This window comes from Novosphingobium sp. (assembly GCF_039595395.1).
Classification (GTDB): domain Bacteria; phylum Pseudomonadota; class Alphaproteobacteria; order Sphingomonadales; family Sphingomonadaceae; genus Novosphingobium.
The window spans coordinates 1,298,338-1,316,023 of the sequence record NZ_JBCNLP010000001.1; the positions used below are offsets into that span (position 1 = coordinate 1,298,338).

Below are 17,686 nucleotides of genomic sequence, written 5' to 3' on the forward strand. Positions count from 1 at the left end.
CGCCGCGACGTTGCTCCATGGCCGAACCCGAAGCGCCCAGGCTGACAATTAAAGGGAGCGCGAGGGCGATGGCCCTCGCATCTTCCCCTTCAAACCTTCTTCTTTCCAGCCCCTTCAACGCCGCCGTCATGGACCCCGCGCCGAACCTTGGTCCAGTGCATACGGATCCGCCAGATGTCGCCCTGCGGATGCTCCGCCTCGCAGCGGCCCTGCGCGAACAGCCGGGCATAGCTGAGCCCGTGGACCGGCGGCGCATGGCTGACCCGCGCCCGTGCCTGATCGAGCTGCTGCTGGCACTCCGCCGCGCTGCCGAAGCTGGCATCGAGCAGGGCGGCGGCGCTGTGCGGCGTCCAGTCGCTTTCATCGCGCTCGGTCATCGGATCAGGCGGAGAGGCCAGCAGCGCCAGCAGCATCATCGCGCCGCTCATCCGGCGATCTTCCCGGCATCGATCTGGGCCATGGTGGGGGCCGCCATCTGCGCTGCGCAGCCGCGCAGGGCATCCTCGCCGCCCGCTGCCGACAGCAGGCGCAGCGCTTCGGCCTTCAGGCGGTCAGGCGCGATGGGCCAGCCGATGTCGGTGGTTTCGCGACTATGGGGGAAGACCATATAGGCGATGCGGCCGGGCGGCAGGCCCTCGCCATTGCGGGCATTGGGGGCTCCTTCGCCCAGCGCCGCCCAGAAGGCCATCGAGGCTTCGCCCAGCGGCTCGACCGGGCCCTCGTCGGCAATGACGAAGGGCGTGGCCCGGCCATTGTCGAGGTTGATGGCATAGCCGATGTCACCCATGCCCCCCATGCCGTGCGTGCGGTAGATCGGGGCGGGCAGCACGATATAGGGCGTGGCCGAGGCATCGACATAGCTGGCCGGATTGGCCGGGCCGCCCCATTCGACATTCTGCAGCGAGGTCATCGAGACGAAATAGCCCTTGAATGGGCCCTTGCGCTGGATTGCCGGGCGGTCGGGCGCGCGCGGGTCGGCGGCCAGCACATTCTGCCACCATGAGCCATGCGGATAGCCCGCCGCATCGAGGCAATCGAGCCCGAGGCCGCTGTCCGGGCATTCATCCGCCATATCCTTGGGGTGATAGGCGTTGGGGGCGCCGTCGGCATCGACGATCTTGACCGCCGTGACATAGGAGTAGGCGCTCTGGCTGCCGGGCAGGCCGGTGTGCTGGTCGATGCGCGTGCCCATGTAATCGAAGGAGGTGTCCTGCGCGGAGGCGGGGATGGAGCAGGCGGGGGCGGCAAGGGCGGGGGGCAGCGACAGCATGGTCATGGCAACGACAGTCACGGCGGTGGCAAGCGATCGGGCGATCGCCCTCTTCGCGGGGTTTGGTACCCGCCCTGACATGACCACGATGCGACTCCTGTTTGCGTGCAACCTGAAAGGGAATGCGCGAAACCCCCTAGTTGTTTCATCGGGCGGGGCGGATCCGCGACCTGTGCATGCATCCATGCGGTGAGTCGTTCTGGCGGGCGTCTCGAAAGGATCGCGAGGCGCCATGGGGTGGATGACTTAGCATGCGTGCGCAACAACAGTCGATTGCAGCCTCACTTTGGCGCATGAAATGGACTCTCTGGCGCATGTGGACTTTTCTGAATGGATGTTAAGGCGCATCTTCATAGTCTACCCAAAAAGTAGAACTATGTGGAGATGGGCATGAGCTGGTTCTGGAGTCGTGATTTCCTCACGCGACGCATTGATCGCTGCTATCTGATCGCGGCGGGCACCAAGAAGCCGGAAAAGCGCGAGGCTCACCTCGAATTGGCGCGCCGTTATCGCCGCCTGCTTCACGCCCTGACCAATTACGCGGCCATGCCGCATGAGGCGGCGGTCGCCACCACGGTGCATTAAGCGCCCGGATCAGGTGAGGGACCTGATCCGTCAGCCTGCCTTCCCCACAGAACCCGTCCGCCGCCGCATCCGTTCCGCCTGAAACCGGCCGAACAGGAGATGCGCCATGGTCCATCCGGCGCGGCATGATTTCTCGTCCATCAGTTACGGCGCTTTCTCGAAACCGGGCCTGTCGTGCCATCATGGCGGGCAGGGCAATGTGATGACCATGGGCTGGCATATGGTGCTGGAGCTGATGATCTCGGCAAAATCTCGACCTATGCGGATGACAAGGCTGGATTAGTTCTTTGGAACGGTATAGATCTCCACCCAATCGGGAGGCGCAATACATTCGGGGGGATGTTCAGCTTGGAAGGCATCTTATGTATACGGCAAGCGTATTTCGCAGGAATGTTATTGATGTCGCCCTGCATTCAATAGGCCTCTACAGCGAGGCCGCCTCGGATCTTCTGCTGGGCACGGCGGTGCAGGAAAGCGGCGGTTTCCGGTGGAACAGGCAGCTCGGTCATGGCCCTGCCCGTGGTTATTTCCAGATGGAAATTGCAACGCACAATGACATCTGGACCAACTATCTGAAATACAAGCACGCTTTGGGGGAGAAGGTGAAGGCCACCCTGAAGCCCGGCGAGAGCGCCACGGCCGAGACGCTGGTGACGAATGATTACTATGCCGCCGCCATGGCGCGCATCCGCTATATGCGCGTGCCCGCGCCGCTGCCGCCGGCGGGCAATGTCGAAGCCTTGGCCAAATATTGGAAGCATTACTACAACACGCCGCATGGTGGCGGAAAGCCCGAGCAGTTCGTCGCCAACTGGCAGAAGTACGTCAAATGAGCAGCGGGCGGGGAAAAGTTGCGCTTTGGGCTATGGTCGCAATGTCGACCATGGGTCTTGTCGGCGCTCAGCCTGTCTTTGCCGCTGGAAAGATCCTTGTCGATCTGCATGTCAGGCAGGCGGATCTGGTTCTGCATGGGCGCAGCAACATGCAGGACTTCTCCGATGGTGGGCAATTCGAGATCCTGCTTAAGCCTGCCTCCGTTCCCGTTCAGGCGCCGATGTGCCGGACCCAGATCATTGCGCGCATGCCGTGGAGCGATTCCGACGAACCCGGCGCCAAGGCTGCGATCGCCGCGAAAAAGCGCCTGTTCGACAAGTTCGAGGCGTTGAAGGCGGGGCGCATCAAGGTGGTGGATGTGACGGTGGACGCCGCACCTTACGGGAAACTGGTCTCGACCTCTCCCCGCAAGGTCAGGCTGAGCGAATGCAACGTGTTCTTCCTGACCCCCAACCAGTAAACGCGCCGCAGGCAGCTTGCTTGCAAACCCGCGAACCCGAACGCCACGCGGAGAGCCGGACACAACGAAGACAATAAAGGGAGCGCGAGGGCGATGGCCCTCGCATTTCCTCTTTCCCCTTAACCCTTCTGCCGAGCCGGGATCGACGACAGGGCGCAGGCCTTACGTTTTATCCCGCCATCTCTCTCGCCATCCTCTTGTCTTTGCCGCGTAAAACGGCATCATCCTGCCGACAGGGGAGAGAATGGGCCATGGCTCTGGGACCGGACGGCAAGCCTTACAAGACGCGCGCCGATGTGCATATGGCGAGGGAGTCGCTTGCCCACGCCTTCGCCAAGCGTCGCGAAGCGCTGATCCTCACAAAAGGGGCCAGCAAAGGGGATATCCAGCCCAGCCTGCTGGCCGAACTGGCGCCCAACATCCCTGTCACCAGTCTGGAAAAGACCAACAAGCTGGCCTGGATCCTGACCTATCTGGCCCACCGCTTCGGTCCGCGCGACAAGCTGCCCAGCTATGAGGGCACCGGGCAGAGCGGCATCCACACCATGGCCGACATGGGCAATGTGGCGCTTTATGGCGACTGGGCGAGCGGCACGCTGGCCGCCGCGCAGGTCGCCACCCGCATCCGCGAGCATAAGGCGCAGCACACCATCCATATGGGCGACGTCTATTTCGTAGGCGACGAGGATGAGGCCCGCGAAAACTTTCTGGGCGAGGAGGTGCCGGGCAGTCCATGGCAGGCGGTGGCCTTCCCGCGCGGCACGCAGCGTTCCTTCGCGCTGAACGGCAATCACGAGATGTATGCGCGCGGAAAGGGCTATTTTCGCCGCATCCTGCCCGCGCTCGACCAGCAGGCCAGCTTTTTCGCGTTGCAGAACCAGCATTGGCGCATCATCGGGCTCGACAGCGGCTATCACTCGATCACCTGGCCCTTCTGGGAACTGCTGTTCCGGCCCGATTGCCATCTGCCCGATGCGGCGGTGAACTGGCTGAAAGATCTGGTCACCACCCCGCGTCCGGGTGATCCCAAGGAGCCACGCGGCACCATCATCCTCACCCATCACCAGCCTTTCTCCTTCTATGAGGCGGGCTTTCCCCGGCTGATGGAGCAGATCGGCGCGGTGCTGGGCGGGCCGGTGCTGTGGTTCTGGGGGCATGAGCATTGGATGAGCGTCTATGCCCCCGTCGAGCGCGCCGGGCTGGAGATCCACGGGCGCTGCATCGGCCATGGCGGCATGCCCTGCGAACCGCCGGGCGAGACGCGCGATCCGGCCTATCCCATCCTGCTGGAGGATCACCGCATCCTCGATACCGGCGCTCAGGTGGTGCTGTGGCCCAATGGCTATGCGATGCTGGGTTTCGACGGGCCCGATCTGCGCATCGATTACCGCGATGTCGAAGGCACGCTGGTCGCGCATGAGGGCTGGACCCTGAAGGACGGCAAGATCGTTATGACAGAGGCACCCGTCGCCGATGTGGAGGGCATAGGCCCGCCGCTCTGACGATATCCGCCCTGAGCGGGAGGGGGCGCGACAAGGGAGACTGTCCATGCGGCTCGAATTCCTGATGCTGGGCGCGGCTTTGCTGCTGGCGCTGGTCAACATTCTCTGGGCGGCGCAGTTGCGCAGCAGCCGCTATGGGCTGGCCTGGAACCTGAGTGCGCGCGACAAGCCCATGCCGTCGCCCGGCCCGGTGGCGGAGCGGCTGCAAAGGGCGCAGGCCAATCTTTACGAGACCTTGCCGCTGTTTATCGGCGCGGTGCTGGGGGCGGCGGCCAGCGGCCATCTGGGGTGGAAGACGCAGATGGGCAGCGTGCTCTATGTTGCCGGGCGGGCGGTCTATCTGCCGCTTTACGCGGGCGGTGTGCCGGTGGCGCGCACGCTGGTCTGGATGGTGTCTCTGGCCGGATTGTTGTTGGTGATCGCGGCGCTGATGCTGGGATAGTCATCAAAATCGCGCGCGTTTTTCTGTGAAAAACGCAGAATCCAGCCACTGTCCCACAATGATTCCGCTATAATACTTATTACGATTTAGCTCTCCACTCATCATGCGTGGTGCGGTGGCATTTACGTTTGGCTTATAGCTTGGCCCGATCCCTTCTTGTACCCCCTTCAGGAAGCTGGCCTTGCTGCTTATTCAGAACAAAATTCTTGGGATGATCGCCGATGGCGAGCCGCTGGAACAGACAGCCCGGCAGATCTGCGTCAATCTGGAAGAGACGCTGCCGGGCGTGGCCAGCTCGATCCTTACGGTGGATCGCGCCGGGCTGATGCATCCGCTGGCCGGGCCCAGCCTGCCTGCCAGCTACAGCGCGGCCATCGAGGGGCTGATGATCGGGCCCGAGGTCGGCTCCTGCGGCACGGCGGCCTATCGCCGCGAACCTGTGGTGATCGACGACATCGTGCATGATCCGCGCTTTGCCCGCTTCATCCATCTGCTCGACGGGCTGGACCTGCAGGCCTGCTGGTCCTTCCCCGTGATCGATGCGACCGGACGGGTGATGGCGGTGCTGGCGGTCTATGCCCCGCAGGCGCGCGGCCCCTCGCAGGAAGAGCGCGAACTGGCATTGGCTTGCGTCGATCTGTGCGGCACCGCGCTACGCCGTCAGGAACGCATCATCGACCGCGAGAGGCGCGCCACCATCGATGCGCTGACCGGCCTGCCCAACCGGCTGGCCTTCAACGCTGCTCTCGCCAACATCGCCTGCGATGAGCCGGGCTCATGGGCACTCTTCGTGCTCGATCTCGACAATCTGAAAGTGGTGAACGACACCTTCGGCCATCTGGCGGGCGACGATCTGATCCGCGCCGCGGCCCGCCGCCTGTCGCAGGCCATGGCGCCCGACCTCGCCTTCCGGCTGGGGGGCGACGAATTTGCCGTCATCATCCAGTCCGCCAGCTTTCTGGCCGATCTCGACGACACGGCGCAGAACATCTTCCGCCTGCTCGATTCGCCCGCCATCTGCCACGGCCATTCGTTGGTGCCGCAGGCCACCATCGGCGCGGCGGTGCTCAGCCATGCGCAGGCCAGCGCCATCGCGGTGAATGAGGCGGCCGATTTCGCGCTCTACCACGCCAAGGAGACCGGGCGGGGCGGTTTCGTGCGCTATTGGCCGGGCATCGGCACGCGCATCGCGCATCGTCGCGACGCCATCCGCGACGTGGCGGAGGCTTTGGCCGAAGACCGGATCGAGGCGCATTACCAGCCCGTCGTCCGGCTCGACACCGGGGAGATCATCGGGCTGGAAGCCCTGTGCCGCATGCGCACCCCCGACGGCGGGATCGTGTCGGCCCATGCCTTTCAGGATGCCACCGCCGACGCCCGCGTCGCCGCCGAACTGACCCGCCAGATGGTCGACAGCGTGGCGCGCGATATGGTCTGGTGGCGCGCTCTGGGCCTGCCGTTCCAGCATGTGGGGATCAATGTCACCACCGCCGATTTCTACACCGGCAGTCTGGCGACCAAGCTGACCGAGGCTTTCGAGCGTGCGGGCGCGCCGCTCGACCATCTGGTGCTGGAGGTGACCGAGGACGTCTATCTGGGGCGTCGCGATCAGGTCGTCCCGCGTGAGATTGCCGCCCTGCGCAAGGCCGGGGTGAAGGTGGCGCTCGACGATTTCGGCACCGGCTATGCCTCGCTGACGCATCTGCTTCAGGTGCCGGTGGACATCATCAAGATCGATCAGGCCTTTGTCGCCCGGCTGCGCCCCGGCGATCCCAGTCTGGTGATCGTCGACGGGCTGATCGACATCGTGCGGCGGCTGGGCATGGAGGTGATCGCGGAAGGGATCGAGACCGGGGCTCAGGCCCGGCAGCTCTGGACCATGGGCTGCAAGTTCGGGCAGGGTTTCGCCTATTCGCGCGCCATCGACCGCGAGGCGATTGCCGCCATGCTGCGCGACCATGCCGAGGAAGAGGATGAGAACGGTGTGCTGCGCTGCGCGCGCCATCACGACCCCGAGCCGCCGCGCCGCCGCGCCAGCCTGCCGCTTCAGGCGGTGGAGGAAACGCCGCAGCGGGCGGTCTCGTTCTGAAGCGACGAACGGCGCGCCGGATCGGACCCTTCGGGCTTTACCAGAGGCCGCCCCCGGCTCTAAGACACGGGCCATGAACAGTTTCGTGCTTTTCCGCATCCGGGGTCTGGATCTGTGAGCGAGGCGGCGCAGGACAAGCCCGTCGTCGTCGTCGGTGCCGGCTTTTCGGGCACCTTGCTGGCCATCAATCTGGTGAGGCAGGGCGCGCGCGTGGTGCTGGTGGAGCGCGATGGCGGCCATTTCGCCAAAGGCGTGGCCTATGGCACGCGGCAGGTGGGCCATTTGCTCAATGTGCGCGCGTCCAATATGAGCGCCTTTCCCGAAGACCCCGATCACTTCCTGCGCTGGCTGGGCTGCGACAGCGGGCCCGAGCGCGGCGAGAAGGCCAGCCGTTTCGTGCCCCGCCCGACCTATGGCCATTATCTGCATGAACAACTCATGGCGGCGCTCTCGGCTTCGCCCGAGCTGCTGACCATCCGTCAGGGCGAGGCGCGCGATGCCGAGCGCAGCGCGGATGGCATCACCCTGCATATGGCCGATGGCGAGTTGCTGGAGGCGCGGGCGCTGGTGATGGCCTCGGGCAATTTCCCGCCCGCCATGCTGCGCGTGCTGGCCGATCTGCCCGCGCCTCTGCTGCAGGCCGACCCATGGGCGCCCGATGCTTTGGAAGGGCTGGGCCCAGACGCGCATGTGTTGCTGGTGGGGGCCGGGCTGACTGCGGTGGATATGGCGATCAGCCTGGATCGCGCGGGCTTTGCCGGGCGGATCACCGCTCTGTCGCGCCGGGGGCTGCTGCCGCGCGCGCATGCGCTGGAGGGGCCTGCGGTGAAACCCGTGGAGCGCCCGGCGGAACGCGGCGCGGCCTTGCTGCACCGCTTGCGGGAACGGGCCCGGCAGGTGGACTGGCGCGAGGCCGTCGATGAGCTGCGGCCCCACACACAGGCGCTGTGGCGGCTGCATGATCGCGAGCAACAGGCGCGGCTGCTGCGCCATCTGCGGCCATGGTGGGATGTGCATCGCCATCGTCTGGCTCCGCCTGTGGCGGAGCGGGTGGCGCAGATGCGGGGCGAGGGGCGGTTGAGTGTGGTAGCTGGACGCATCCTGTCGGTGGAGCATCAGGGCGATCAGGCGCAACTTGTCTGGCGCCCGCGCGGGCAGGATGAGCCGCGGGCGATGGCGGTGGACCGCATCCTGCTCTGCACCGGCCCTGAAAGCGACATCGCGCTTTGCGGCGATCCCTTGCTGGACCGGCTGGCGGCGCGCGGGCTGATCCGTTCGGACCGGCACCGGCTGGGGCTGGATGTCGATCATGCCGGGCGGCTGCTCGACGCCGATGGCGCGGCGGATGACCGGCTGCTGGCGGTGGGGCCCCTGACGCGAGGTGCCTTCTGGGAAAGCGTGGCGGTGCCCGATATCCGCCGTCAGGTCTGGACCACTGCCCGCATGATGACCCAGAGTCATTGGGTGGGCGGCGAGGGACTGTAACGCCTGCCTCGCGGGGCCGGGCGTAATAGGGAGGTGTGATGCTGCCTTTGCTGCTGATAGCCGCGCAAGCGCCTGTTCTGGATCCCTTGCCGCGGCAATGGGCTCAGTTCAGCCGGGTGAGGTCGCTCAATCGGGTGCATGAGACGGTGGATATCGGCACCGGCGAGGGGGCTCGGGGCGGGGCCTTTGCCTATCACTTGCGCTTCACCCGGCAGGTGCCCACCGACCATGGCCGCGCTTACAAGACGCAGGTGCGATGGGCGGACAGCGCAACATGCCCCGCGATCCGCCCGGTGATGGAGGCCATGGTCGGCATCACCATGCCCCGACCCGCGCCCCATGGCGTGCCGGGGGAGCAGACGATGATCGTGCTGGATGGCGCGACCTACCGGCTGAACGTGCCCTCATCCGACCCGGTGGGGGAGATGACGATCAGCTCGAGCGCCGGTTCGTCGCTGGCCGCATGGGTCGATCGCTCGCTGGAGGCGCTGGCGCCTTGCTGGAAGGCGGCGCCTTAAAAAGGGTTGGCGGAACCGCAATGAGGGCGCCCGCATTTCATCGCCATGGAACGCGCCGCCGCCCAAGGGTCTGAGACACACGCGCCGGGCGATGACGCCACAGCCCGCTTGCCTGGATATGGCGGGAAACCGGGCTCCGCTCGCGCCTCGGCTCGTTGGCGCAACTGGTTCTTCGCGCTGATGCTGGTGGCCGCGCTGGTGGTTTCGGTGCTGCATCGCCATGAGATCGCCCGGCTGGTGCTGCTGGCGGGCAAGGCGCGGCCCGGCTGGCTGGTGCTGGCGGTGGTGCTTCAGCTCTCGACTTATCTCAGCCTGGCGCTTGGCTGGCAGGCGGTGCTGCGTCATGCCGGGCACCCCCAGCCCATGCCGCGCCTGATCCGCATCGCCTTTACCAAGCTGTTTGCCGATCAGGCCCTGCCCAGCGCCGGGCTGGGCGGCAATGTGGTGCTGGTGGACCAGTTGATGATGACCGGCGTGCCGCGCGGCGCGGCGGTGGCGGCGCTGATCCTCTCGATGATCGGTTTCTATGCGGCCTATATGGTTTTTGCCGTGGCGATGCTGGCCATGCTGTGGCTGCTGGGCCATGCCGCGCCCTGGATCGCCGGGCTGGTCAGCATGTTCCTGCTGGTGGCCATGGCCATTCCCGGCGTGGCGCTGTGGCTGCGGCGGCGCGGGCAGGGCCCCATGCCGCGCTGGATCGCGCGGCTGAGCTTTGTGCGCGGCCTGCTCGAAGCGGTGGGCGAGGCGCCGGGCGAGCTGCTGCGCAACCGCGCGCTGATCGCTCAGGTCACGGTCTGGAACGCGCTGATCTTTCTGGCTGACGCGGCCACGCTGCTGGCCTGCCTGCGCGCGCTGGGGCAGGGGGGCGGGTTTGGCGCGGCCTATATCGCCTTCATGATGGCCTCGATCGTCATCACGCTGGGGCCGGTGCCGCTGGGGCTTGGCAGTTTCGAGGCGACCTGCACCGCCATGCTGCGCCTGCTGGGCGTGCCTTTCGAGGGCGGTTTTGCCGCCACCATGCTGCTGCGGGTGCTGACCTTGTGGCTGCCGCTGCTGCCCGGTCTTGTGCTGATGCGCGGTGCGATCAGGCCGAATCGCGAAAACGCCGATTCGTCAGAAGGATGAGGCCCGGCGACAGGCCTCATCCATCAGAGCATCGCGCGAAAAAGTGGGGGCCGATTTTTCGCGAAAAAGCGATGCGGTAACAAAAGCCGGATCAGGCCTCGGCCGCGACGGCCTTCTTGCGGGGCACGCGTGCAGGCTTGGGCTCGGCAGCGGACTTGATAGGCTTGCGGCCCAGACCGATCTTCACCGCCAGCTCCTTGCGGCGCGCGGCATAATCGGGCGCGACCATCGGATAATCGGCAGGCAGGTTCCAGCGGGTGCGATACTCGGCGGGCGAAAGCTGATGGTCGGTCGCCAGATGGCGCTTGAGCATCTTCATCCGCGTGCCGCAATCGAGGCAGGTCAGCGTATCGGCCTTCAGCGAGGCGCGAATCGAGACGGCGGGGGCAGGCTTGTGTTCTTCGGCGACCTCTTCGCCAAGGCGCTCCAGCGAACCATACACCGACTGGATCAGGCGCGGCAGATCCTCACCGGCAACGGTGTTGTGGCCGACATGAGCTGAAACGATATCCGCGGCGAGCGTAAGGAGCGTTTCATTGATCATGGCATGTTTCTCCTCGGGGGGCTTGGTGTAAAGCTGTGTAAACAGAAAGCGCGGTCTGTTCGAGAGGAAATGCATCCAATACTTGTCGCGAATTGTACGACCATGGTCCGGGATGCGCTCGCATCGCGTCAATCCGGCGCAAAATCGCGCGATTGCCAGCCAAAGGGCAAGATGGTCATGGACAATAGGCAAAAGTGGACATCGGGCATGCCCGAGGGAACCGGCACCATGAAGCAGGATGTTCATGGTGGGCGCGACAGGGATTGAACCTGTGACCCCACCCGTGTGAAGGGTGTGCTCTACCGCTGAGCTACGCGCCCGCGCCCCGACATAAATCGGGCGGGTTCAAGTGACTTTGGCCATCCTCTTGAAAGGATGGTGGGCGCGACAGGGATTGAACCTGTGACCCCACCCGTGTGAAGGGTGTGCTCTACCGCTGAGCTACGCGCCCGCTGTCACTTGCGGAGAGGCGCCACTAGACGCACCGCGCGCCGTTGACAAGTGGCCCGCGAAAATTATTGAGCAATGCCATGACTGATACGCCAGAAACCAGCTCGCCCGCCGCCGCCTCCGGTGCCGACACGCCGCCCGACCGCCTGGCGATCAACCCCGCCAGCCCGCATTTCAATGCAGACCTGCTCCAGCGCGGCATCGGCATCCGCTTCAAGGGCGTGGTGCGCAACAATGTCGAGGAATACTCGATCTCCGAAGGCTGGGTGCGCGTGCAGGCCGGCAAGTCCATGGACCGCAAGGGCAATCCGCTGACCATCAAGCTGAGCGGGCCCGTCGAGGCATGGTTCGAGGATCTGGGCGAGAACGCTCCGGTGGCGAAGGCCTGAGGATCAAGAAAAAGTAAGGTGCGAGGGGATTATCCCCTCGCGCTCCCTTTAATGTCTGCCTTGCGCATCGGGTTCGGCTCTGCGCCCAGATTGCCGCGCCGCAGGCCTTCACACGAGAAAAGGCGCCAAAGCATTCCTGCCTGCGGCGCCTTTTCTTCTGCTGGTGGAGAGTTTGGGCGCACCATTTCGGTGCCACTTACCTATCGTCGGAAGACGTTATGGGAGCGCGAGGGCCCGGAGCATTCCTCTTGAGGAATGCGACCAACAAAGACTCCCCCCTCGCATCTTCCTCACGTCCAACACCTTTACCGCCTTGAAAACGCCGCGATAATCGCCCCGATCGGATCGGTGGTCCAGCGGCTGGCGACCAATCCGTGCACGGGGGCCACGGCGCCACGCGGATAGATAAAGCCCGACACCGGCCAATGCGTGCTGCCCAGCTTCTGGATGGGATCGAACCACACGCGCACCGCGCTCCAGTCCCCGGCCGGGGAGACATCGACGGCCATCACGTCCTGCTCGACCTGACCGCGCCGTCCGTTGATGGGCGACCAGTTGGCATGGCGCAGCAGCACGCGGCGCGAATCGACCACGCGGCTGACCATGGCGACATGGCCCAGCACCATCTTGCCATAGGGGCGGAAGGCCATCACGGCGCCCACGCGCGGGGTGTTGCCCCGGCCATAGCGCCCGGCGGCCTGGCCCCACCACGTGCGCGCGTCGCCGTAAAGCTGAATGCCCGAGGCCTGGCGGGCATAGGGCACGCATTGCAGATAGCCGGGCAGGACCTCATCCACGCCCGCGCCGACCATGCGCGGCGTTTTGACCGCGGCATAGTGGGAGGTGGCGCGCGTGGAAGCCTTGCGCCGCGCCGGCCCGGTGGAGAGCGGCAGCAAGTCGACCGGACCGGCCACGCCGATGCGATAATTGCTCACCGTGGTCACGCCCGTCACGCGATAGGCGTTGCGGCCGCCGCTGGTCACATCCACGAATTGCAGCGTGGAGCGTGCCTGCAGCGGCTCCACGCCGAGCGTCGCGGCGAGCAAAACCGATGCCGCGCAGGGCAAGGCGACCCTGCGTGCAAGATGGAGAATCTGTCCCGTCATGAATGCGGCAATAACTTGCCGACTCTTAGGGGGTGGTCGCCTTGTATGGTTACCAAGCCCTCAACCAGACTGAACGATTTTGGCGATGGCCGTCATGGCCGCGGGGAAGCGATTTGGCAGCCGTAACCCGGCGCCGGGGCGCGGAATCGCGGTTTTTCTTGCTTTTCGGGCGGGGTAAAGGCAAGGGGCGTCGCTTCCCGTGTGCAGCACCACATGCAGGGGGCGCCCGGACCGGTGGCGCCTGCCCGGCAAAAATGTGCTGACCCGGCAAATGTTTGCCTTCTGGATCATCAACATCATGCTGCCTCAAGTTATCATCATCGGCCGACCCAATGTCGGCAAGTCCACGCTGTTCAACCGACTCGTCGGCAAGAAGCTGGCGCTGGTCGACGATCAGCCGGGGGTGACGCGCGACCGCCGCTTTGGGGAAGCAAATCTACTGGGTCTGGAGTTCACCATCGTGGACACCGCCGGTTGGGAAGACGAAGACGCCCACACCCTGCCGGGCCGCATGCGCGCCCAGACCGAGGCGGCGCTGGTGGGCGCCGATGTGGCGCTGTTCTGCATCGACGCGCGCGCGGGCCTGACCCCGCTGGACGAGGAAATTGCCCGCTGGCTGCGCGAGCAGACCGTGCCGGTGATCCTGGTGGCCAACAAGGCGGAAGGCCGCAGCGGCGACGGCGGTTTCTATGAAGCCTTCGCGCTGGGCATGGGCGAGCCGCTGGCGATCAGCGCCGAGCATGGCGAGGGCATGGCCGACCTCTTCACCGCCCTGCTGCCGCATATCGAGCGCGAGGGCGAGGAATATGAGGAAGAGGACGAGATCGACCCCGAGGATGAGGAAGCGCTCAACCGCGCGCCTCTGAAGCTGGCGATCGTGGGGCGCCCCAATGCGGGCAAGTCCACGCTGATCAACTCGATCCTTAAGGACGACCGCCTGCTGACCGGGCCTGAGGCCGGGATCACCCGCGACTCGATCTCCATCGACTGGGAATGGACCGATCCGGCCAATGGCGAAACCCGCCCCGTCCGCCTGATCGACACCGCGGGCATGCGCAAGAAGGCCAATGTGGTCGAGAAGCTGGAACGCCTCTCGGTCGCCGACGCGCGCCGGGCTATCGATTTCGCCGAGGTCGTCGTGCTGCTGCTCGACGCCACGCGCGGGCTGGAGCATCAGGATCTCAAGATCGCCTCCATGGTGCTGGAGGAAGGCCGCGCGCTGATGATCGCCATCAACAAGTGGGACATCGCGGAGGATGCCTCGGCCCTGTTCAACGGCATTCGCGGGGCGCTCGACGATGGTCTGGCGCAGGTGAAGGGCCTGCCGCTGATCACCGTGTCGGCGCGCACCGGCAAGGGGCTGGACACGCTGCTGACCGCCGCCTTCGAGCTGCGCGCGGCCTGGTCGAAGCGCGTGCCGACCGCACTGCTCAACCGCTGGTTCGACAAGGCGCTGGCCGCCAATCCGCCCCCGGCGCCGGGCGGCAAGCGCATCAAGCTGCGCTACATCACGCAGGCCAAGACCCGCCCGCCGGGCTTCATCCTGTTCGGCACGCGTCTCGACGATCTGCCGATGAGCTATCAGCGTTACCTGATCAACGGCATCCGCCGCGAGCTGGGCTTTGATGCCGTGCCGGTGCGGATGACCTTGCGGATGCCCAAGAATCCGTTTGCGGATAAGAAGTAAGTTAAGGAAAAAGCGAGGGGGTTACCCCCTCGCGCTCCCAGGACGTCTTCCGACGATAGGGCAGTGGCGCCGCATTGTTGCGCCCGGGCTCTCCACCTGCGCGACGTAAAGCGCCGCAGGCAGGTCAGTCTTTGAACGATGGGCTGTGTCGGCGTTTTTGCCTGCGGCGCCGCGACGTTGCCCTGAGGCCGAACCCGATGCGCCACGCAGACAGTAATGGGAGCGCGAGGGTGTAACACCCTCGCACTTCACTTTTCTTCAAGCCCTTAATTCTGCGCCGGAATACAGGTAATCCCCGCAGCCACCAGCTTGCGGCAGACGGCCTTGGCGCTGTCTTCCGAGTAACCCCCGGCCATCAGGCGAGTCACCTTGCCGGTGGGCACGTTCATGCGCGGATGCCCGGCGACGTCGGGCAGTTTGCTGGCCTTGGCCCATTGCGCATCGACATTGGCGGGCACACCGAAAGCGCCGAGCTGGATCCTCCAGTTCCCGCCGACGGGCACCGGCTTGGCAGGCGCGGGCTTGGCTGGAGCAGGCTTGGGCGCAGTAGGTTTCGTTGCGGCAGGCACCGGCTTGGGGTCAGCGTGCTTGGGCGCGGGGGGCGGCGTATGGGCCGCCGCCGGGCTCGGCGTATCGCCGGGTGCCGGTGTCGGCTTGACCTTGGCCGGCGGCGCGGCGACAGGCGGCGCGGCATCGGCGCCAGAGGGCGCAACCGTATTACCCAGATCGTTGCTGGCGATCTGACGCTGGCGGTTGGCGTCGATTTTCGCGCTCAGCTCGGTGGCCAGCGAGGCCCCGCGCTGGCGGTCTTCGAGCGAGATGAACTGGTCCATCTGCGCCAGCGCCGCGCGGGCCTGGGGCAGGGGGGGCTGGCCGTCAACGGACTGGTTGGCGATGGTTTCCAGCGCATAGGCGCGGATCCAGTCCTTGGGCACGTTCTCGCCGTTGAAATGAGCGATGCCCATCAGATAGAGCGCGCCCTTCTCACCGCGATCGGCGGCGGCCTGCAGATAGGGCATGGCCTGGGCGTGCTGGCCGCGCTGGAACAGCAGCAGGCCGTAATTGTCGGCCGCCTGGGTGTGGCCCTTGGCGGCGGCCTTGGCAAAGAGCACTTCGGCGCGGGTCAGGTCCTGAGGGACGCCCTTGCCCCATTTGTAGGCCTGGGCGAGGTTGAACTGCGAGTCGGGGTCGCCCTTGTCGGCCTGCGCCTGCCATTCGTGGATGGCGGCCAGATATTCGCGATGCGCCGTGGTCTTGTCGCCCGCGTTGTTGGCGGCTTCGGCGCGGCTCCAGGCATCGACGCCGGCCTTGGCATCGGCCAGAGCGGTCTGGGCCAGCAGGGTGCAGGCGGCCAGCGCGCCCAGCACGGTTACGCTTTTGAGGGCCCCGCTCTTCAGGCCCGGCGCGTAACGGCGCCCGTGGTTGCGACTCATCTTCATTCCCTTCTTGTGGCAATCGCTGCCGACCATCTTGGCCTTTGCGCATAAGCAAATGTGGTAAACAAAAACTTGCCGATCCGCCGTGTTCATACGGATTTCGGGCTTTTGTCCACGATGCCCTAGAGGCTTTTAAGGGTTCGTTAGGAACGATCTGCAATCTTTGCGCCCAAGAAACCGTCTGCACCCGTCTTGTTACGGACAGGTGGCCATGGGGAAAGATCGATGTTGTCCAAGCCTGATCAAAACCGCCGTATCGGGGCCCGCAAGGCTCACGTCTGGGGGCGCCGACATGTGAAGCTGGGTGGAGCCGTCGCTCTGGCCCTGCTGGGCGCCGGTTGGGGGGCTCAGGCCATGGCGGGCAAGCCTGCCGAGGCCGCGTCTGCCAGCGCGTCGATCCAGACCGTTGCCGCAGGCGAAGCCGCACTGCGCAAGGCGCCGCGCGATGCCGCGACTCGCGCCGCGCTGGGCCGCGCCTATCTGCGCGCCGGGCGGTTCGAATCGGCGGTGGCGGTGCTGGGCGATGCGGTGGTGCTGGGTGATGCCTCGCCGCGCACGACATTGAGTCTCGCTCTGGCACAGACGGCGCTGGGCCATGGGCGCGAGGCGCTGGCGTTGCTGCAGACGGTGCAGGGTGCTCTGCCGCCTGCCGATTACGGTCTGGCGCTGGCGCTGGCCGGTGACACGAATCGCGGCGTGAGCGTGCTGGCCGAAGCGGCCCGCGCGGGTGACGCCACGGAAAAGCTGCGCCAGAATCTGGCCTATGCCTATGCGCTGGACGGCCGCTGGGCCGAGGCGCGCAACGTCGCGGCGATGGACCTGTCGCCCGACAAGCTGGATGAGCGCCTGACGCAATGGGCCGCCACCGCGCGCCCCGATGGTTCGCGTCAGCGCGTGGCCTCGCTGCTGGGCGCTCCGGTGGTGAGCGACTCGGGCCTGCCGACGGCGCTGGCGCTGCGTGACGATGTGACACCTGCCCAGTTGGCGGCCAGGCCGCAGCTTGCCCAGCCTGTGGCGGTCCCCGCGCCCGAGAAGGAATTGCCCGCTCTGGCCGCGCATGAAGCGGCCCCGACTCCGGCTCCTGCCGCGCTTGTGGCGACCCCCGCCGCCGTTTCGGTGCCGGTGGTCGAGCCTGTGCGCGAAGCCGCGCCGGAACCGGCTCCCGCTCCCGAGCAGCCCTCGCGGCGTGCCGTGGGCGGCGTGATGGCCTGGTCGGCGGTGCCGACGACTCCGGCGCCGGTGGTTCAGCCTGCCGCTCGCCCGGTGGTGCAGCGCGTGGCCTATGAGGCCCCCACGAAGATTTATGAGGCGCCAGCGCCCAAGGCCCGCCCCATGAAGATGCGCGTGGCAAAGGTGAAGGCGGAGGTTGCTCCGCGTTCGGCCACGGGTTCGCATCTGGTGCAGCTCGGCGCTTTCAGCAATGCGGCCAATGCCGAAAAGGCCCGCAAGATGGCGATGGCACGCGGCGATCTGCGCAGCCATGAGGTGACCGTCACCAAGGCGACCGTCAATGGCCGCGAGTTCTGGCGCGTTGCCGCGCTGGGCTTCGACTCGGGGTCGGCGCAGGGTGCCTGTGGCCGCGTGAAGAAGTCGGGCGGTGTGTGCATGGCCATGTCGGGCAAGAGCGTCGCCAACAATGGTCAGGCTCTGGCCATGGCCAATGCGCCGGTTGCTCCGGGTCACAAGCGCTAAGTTTTTATCGAAAAGAGAAAAAGGGGCGCCTCCTGCGGGAGGTGCCCCTTTTTTGTGCCCTCAGTCGACGCG

The 17,686-nt window shown here is 65.9% G+C and carries 17 protein-coding genes, 2 tRNA genes and 1 pseudogene; 13 read left to right on the plus strand and 7 right to left on the minus strand.

Annotated features, from left to right (window positions below):
- Positions 1 to 89: 89 nt before the first annotated feature.
- Positions 90 to 428, minus strand: a complete 339-nt coding sequence (locus tag ABDW49_RS06215; RefSeq protein ID WP_343610500.1) for a hypothetical protein — start codon at positions 426 to 428, stop codon at positions 90 to 92.
- Positions 425 to 1,291 (minus strand): hypothetical protein, encoded by an 867-nt coding sequence (locus ABDW49_RS06220; protein ID WP_343610501.1) that lies wholly within the window; start codon positions 1,289 to 1,291, stop codon positions 425 to 427. The genes ABDW49_RS06215 and ABDW49_RS06220 overlap by 4 nt, the downstream gene beginning before the upstream one ends.
- 369 nt (positions 1,292 to 1,660) lie before the next feature.
- Between ABDW49_RS06220 and ABDW49_RS06225 the strand changes: the two genes are divergently transcribed.
- From ABDW49_RS06225 to ABDW49_RS06270, 10 genes are all read left to right on the plus strand, one after another.
- A complete protein-coding gene (locus ABDW49_RS06225; RefSeq protein WP_343610502.1) occupies positions 1,661 to 1,855 on the plus strand; it encodes a hypothetical protein in 195 nt (64 codons plus the stop codon).
- A gap of 106 nt (positions 1,856 to 1,961) precedes the next feature.
- Positions 1,962 to 2,138, plus strand: a complete 177-nt coding sequence (locus ABDW49_RS06230; RefSeq protein ID WP_343610503.1) for a hypothetical protein — start codon at positions 1,962 to 1,964, stop codon at positions 2,136 to 2,138.
- Positions 2,139 to 2,388: 250 nt separating this feature from the next.
- On the plus strand, positions 2,389 to 2,688 hold the full coding sequence (locus ABDW49_RS06235) for a hypothetical protein (protein ID WP_343610505.1): 300 nt from the start codon (positions 2,389 to 2,391) through the stop codon (positions 2,686 to 2,688).
- 41 nt (positions 2,689 to 2,729) lie between these two features.
- Positions 2,730 to 3,149, plus strand: coding sequence for a hypothetical protein (locus ABDW49_RS06240; protein ID WP_343610507.1), 420 nt, complete (start codon positions 2,730 to 2,732; stop codon positions 3,147 to 3,149).
- Positions 3,150 to 3,400: 251 nt separating this feature from the next.
- Positions 3,401 to 4,651: a metallophosphoesterase gene (locus tag ABDW49_RS06245; protein WP_343610509.1), complete on the plus strand. Its 1,251-nt coding sequence runs from the start codon at positions 3,401 to 3,403 to the stop codon at positions 4,649 to 4,651.
- A 46-nt stretch (positions 4,652 to 4,697) separates the two neighbouring features.
- Positions 4,698 to 5,093, plus strand: coding sequence for an MAPEG family protein (locus ABDW49_RS06250; protein ID WP_343610511.1), 396 nt, complete (start codon positions 4,698 to 4,700; stop codon positions 5,091 to 5,093).
- A 181-nt stretch (positions 5,094 to 5,274) separates the two neighbouring features.
- A complete protein-coding gene (locus ABDW49_RS06255) occupies positions 5,275 to 7,182 on the plus strand; it encodes an EAL domain-containing protein (protein ID WP_343610512.1) in 1,908 nt (635 codons plus the stop codon).
- A 114-nt stretch (positions 7,183 to 7,296) separates the two neighbouring features.
- Complete coding sequence (locus tag ABDW49_RS06260; protein ID WP_343610514.1) at positions 7,297 to 8,667, plus strand: FAD/NAD(P)-binding protein; 1,371 nt, start codon at positions 7,297 to 7,299, stop codon at positions 8,665 to 8,667.
- A 38-nt stretch (positions 8,668 to 8,705) separates the two neighbouring features.
- On the plus strand, positions 8,706 to 9,185 hold the full coding sequence (locus ABDW49_RS06265; RefSeq protein ID WP_343610516.1) for a hypothetical protein: 480 nt from the start codon (positions 8,706 to 8,708) through the stop codon (positions 9,183 to 9,185).
- A 45-nt stretch (positions 9,186 to 9,230) separates the two neighbouring features.
- Positions 9,231 to 10,310: a lysylphosphatidylglycerol synthase transmembrane domain-containing protein gene (locus ABDW49_RS06270; protein ID WP_343610518.1), complete on the plus strand. Its 1,080-nt coding sequence runs from the start codon at positions 9,231 to 9,233 to the stop codon at positions 10,308 to 10,310.
- A gap of 91 nt (positions 10,311 to 10,401) precedes the next feature.
- On the opposite strand, the gene ABDW49_RS06275 is transcribed toward ABDW49_RS06270, so the two are convergent.
- The 3 genes from ABDW49_RS06275 to ABDW49_RS06285 all read right to left on the minus strand — a co-directional run bounded on the left by ABDW49_RS06275 (position 10,402) and on the right by ABDW49_RS06285 (position 11,305).
- Positions 10,402 to 10,854: a MucR family transcriptional regulator gene (locus ABDW49_RS06275; protein ID WP_343610521.1), complete on the minus strand. Its 453-nt coding sequence runs from the start codon at positions 10,852 to 10,854 to the stop codon at positions 10,402 to 10,404.
- Between the two features lie 245 nt (positions 10,855 to 11,099).
- Positions 11,100 to 11,174 (minus strand) — tRNA-Val (locus ABDW49_RS06280).
- Positions 11,175 to 11,230: 56 nt separating this feature from the next.
- Positions 11,231 to 11,305, minus strand: a tRNA-Val gene (locus ABDW49_RS06285).
- Between the two features lie 79 nt (positions 11,306 to 11,384).
- On the opposite strand from ABDW49_RS06285, the gene ABDW49_RS06290 reads away from it, so the two are divergent.
- The gene (locus ABDW49_RS06290; RefSeq protein ID WP_343610522.1) at positions 11,385 to 11,693 is read left to right on the plus strand and encodes a DUF3297 family protein; all 309 of its coding nucleotides are present in this window, start codon (positions 11,385 to 11,387) and stop codon (positions 11,691 to 11,693) included.
- 398 nt (positions 11,694 to 12,091) lie between these two features.
- Here the strand turns inward: ABDW49_RS06290 and ABDW49_RS06295 are convergent.
- A pseudogene (locus tag ABDW49_RS06295) lies at positions 12,092 to 12,505 on the minus strand (CHAP domain-containing protein); the annotation flags it as partial.
- A gap of 592 nt (positions 12,506 to 13,097) precedes the next feature.
- Between ABDW49_RS06295 and der the strand changes: the two are divergent.
- Positions 13,098 to 14,486, plus strand: coding sequence for a ribosome biogenesis GTPase Der (gene der / locus ABDW49_RS06300; protein WP_343610523.1), 1,389 nt, complete (start codon positions 13,098 to 13,100; stop codon positions 14,484 to 14,486).
- A 266-nt stretch (positions 14,487 to 14,752) separates the two neighbouring features.
- Here the strand turns inward: der and ABDW49_RS06305 are convergent, their stop codons facing one another.
- The gene (locus ABDW49_RS06305; protein WP_343610524.1) at positions 14,753 to 15,919 is read right to left on the minus strand and encodes an SPOR domain-containing protein; all 1,167 of its coding nucleotides are present in this window, start codon (positions 15,917 to 15,919) and stop codon (positions 14,753 to 14,755) included.
- 228 nt (positions 15,920 to 16,147) lie between these two features.
- On the opposite strand from ABDW49_RS06305, the gene ABDW49_RS06310 reads away from it, so the two are divergent.
- On the plus strand, positions 16,148 to 17,614 hold the full coding sequence (locus ABDW49_RS06310) for an SPOR domain-containing protein (protein WP_343610525.1): 1,467 nt from the start codon (positions 16,148 to 16,150) through the stop codon (positions 17,612 to 17,614).
- Positions 17,615 to 17,686 lie beyond the last annotated feature (72 nt).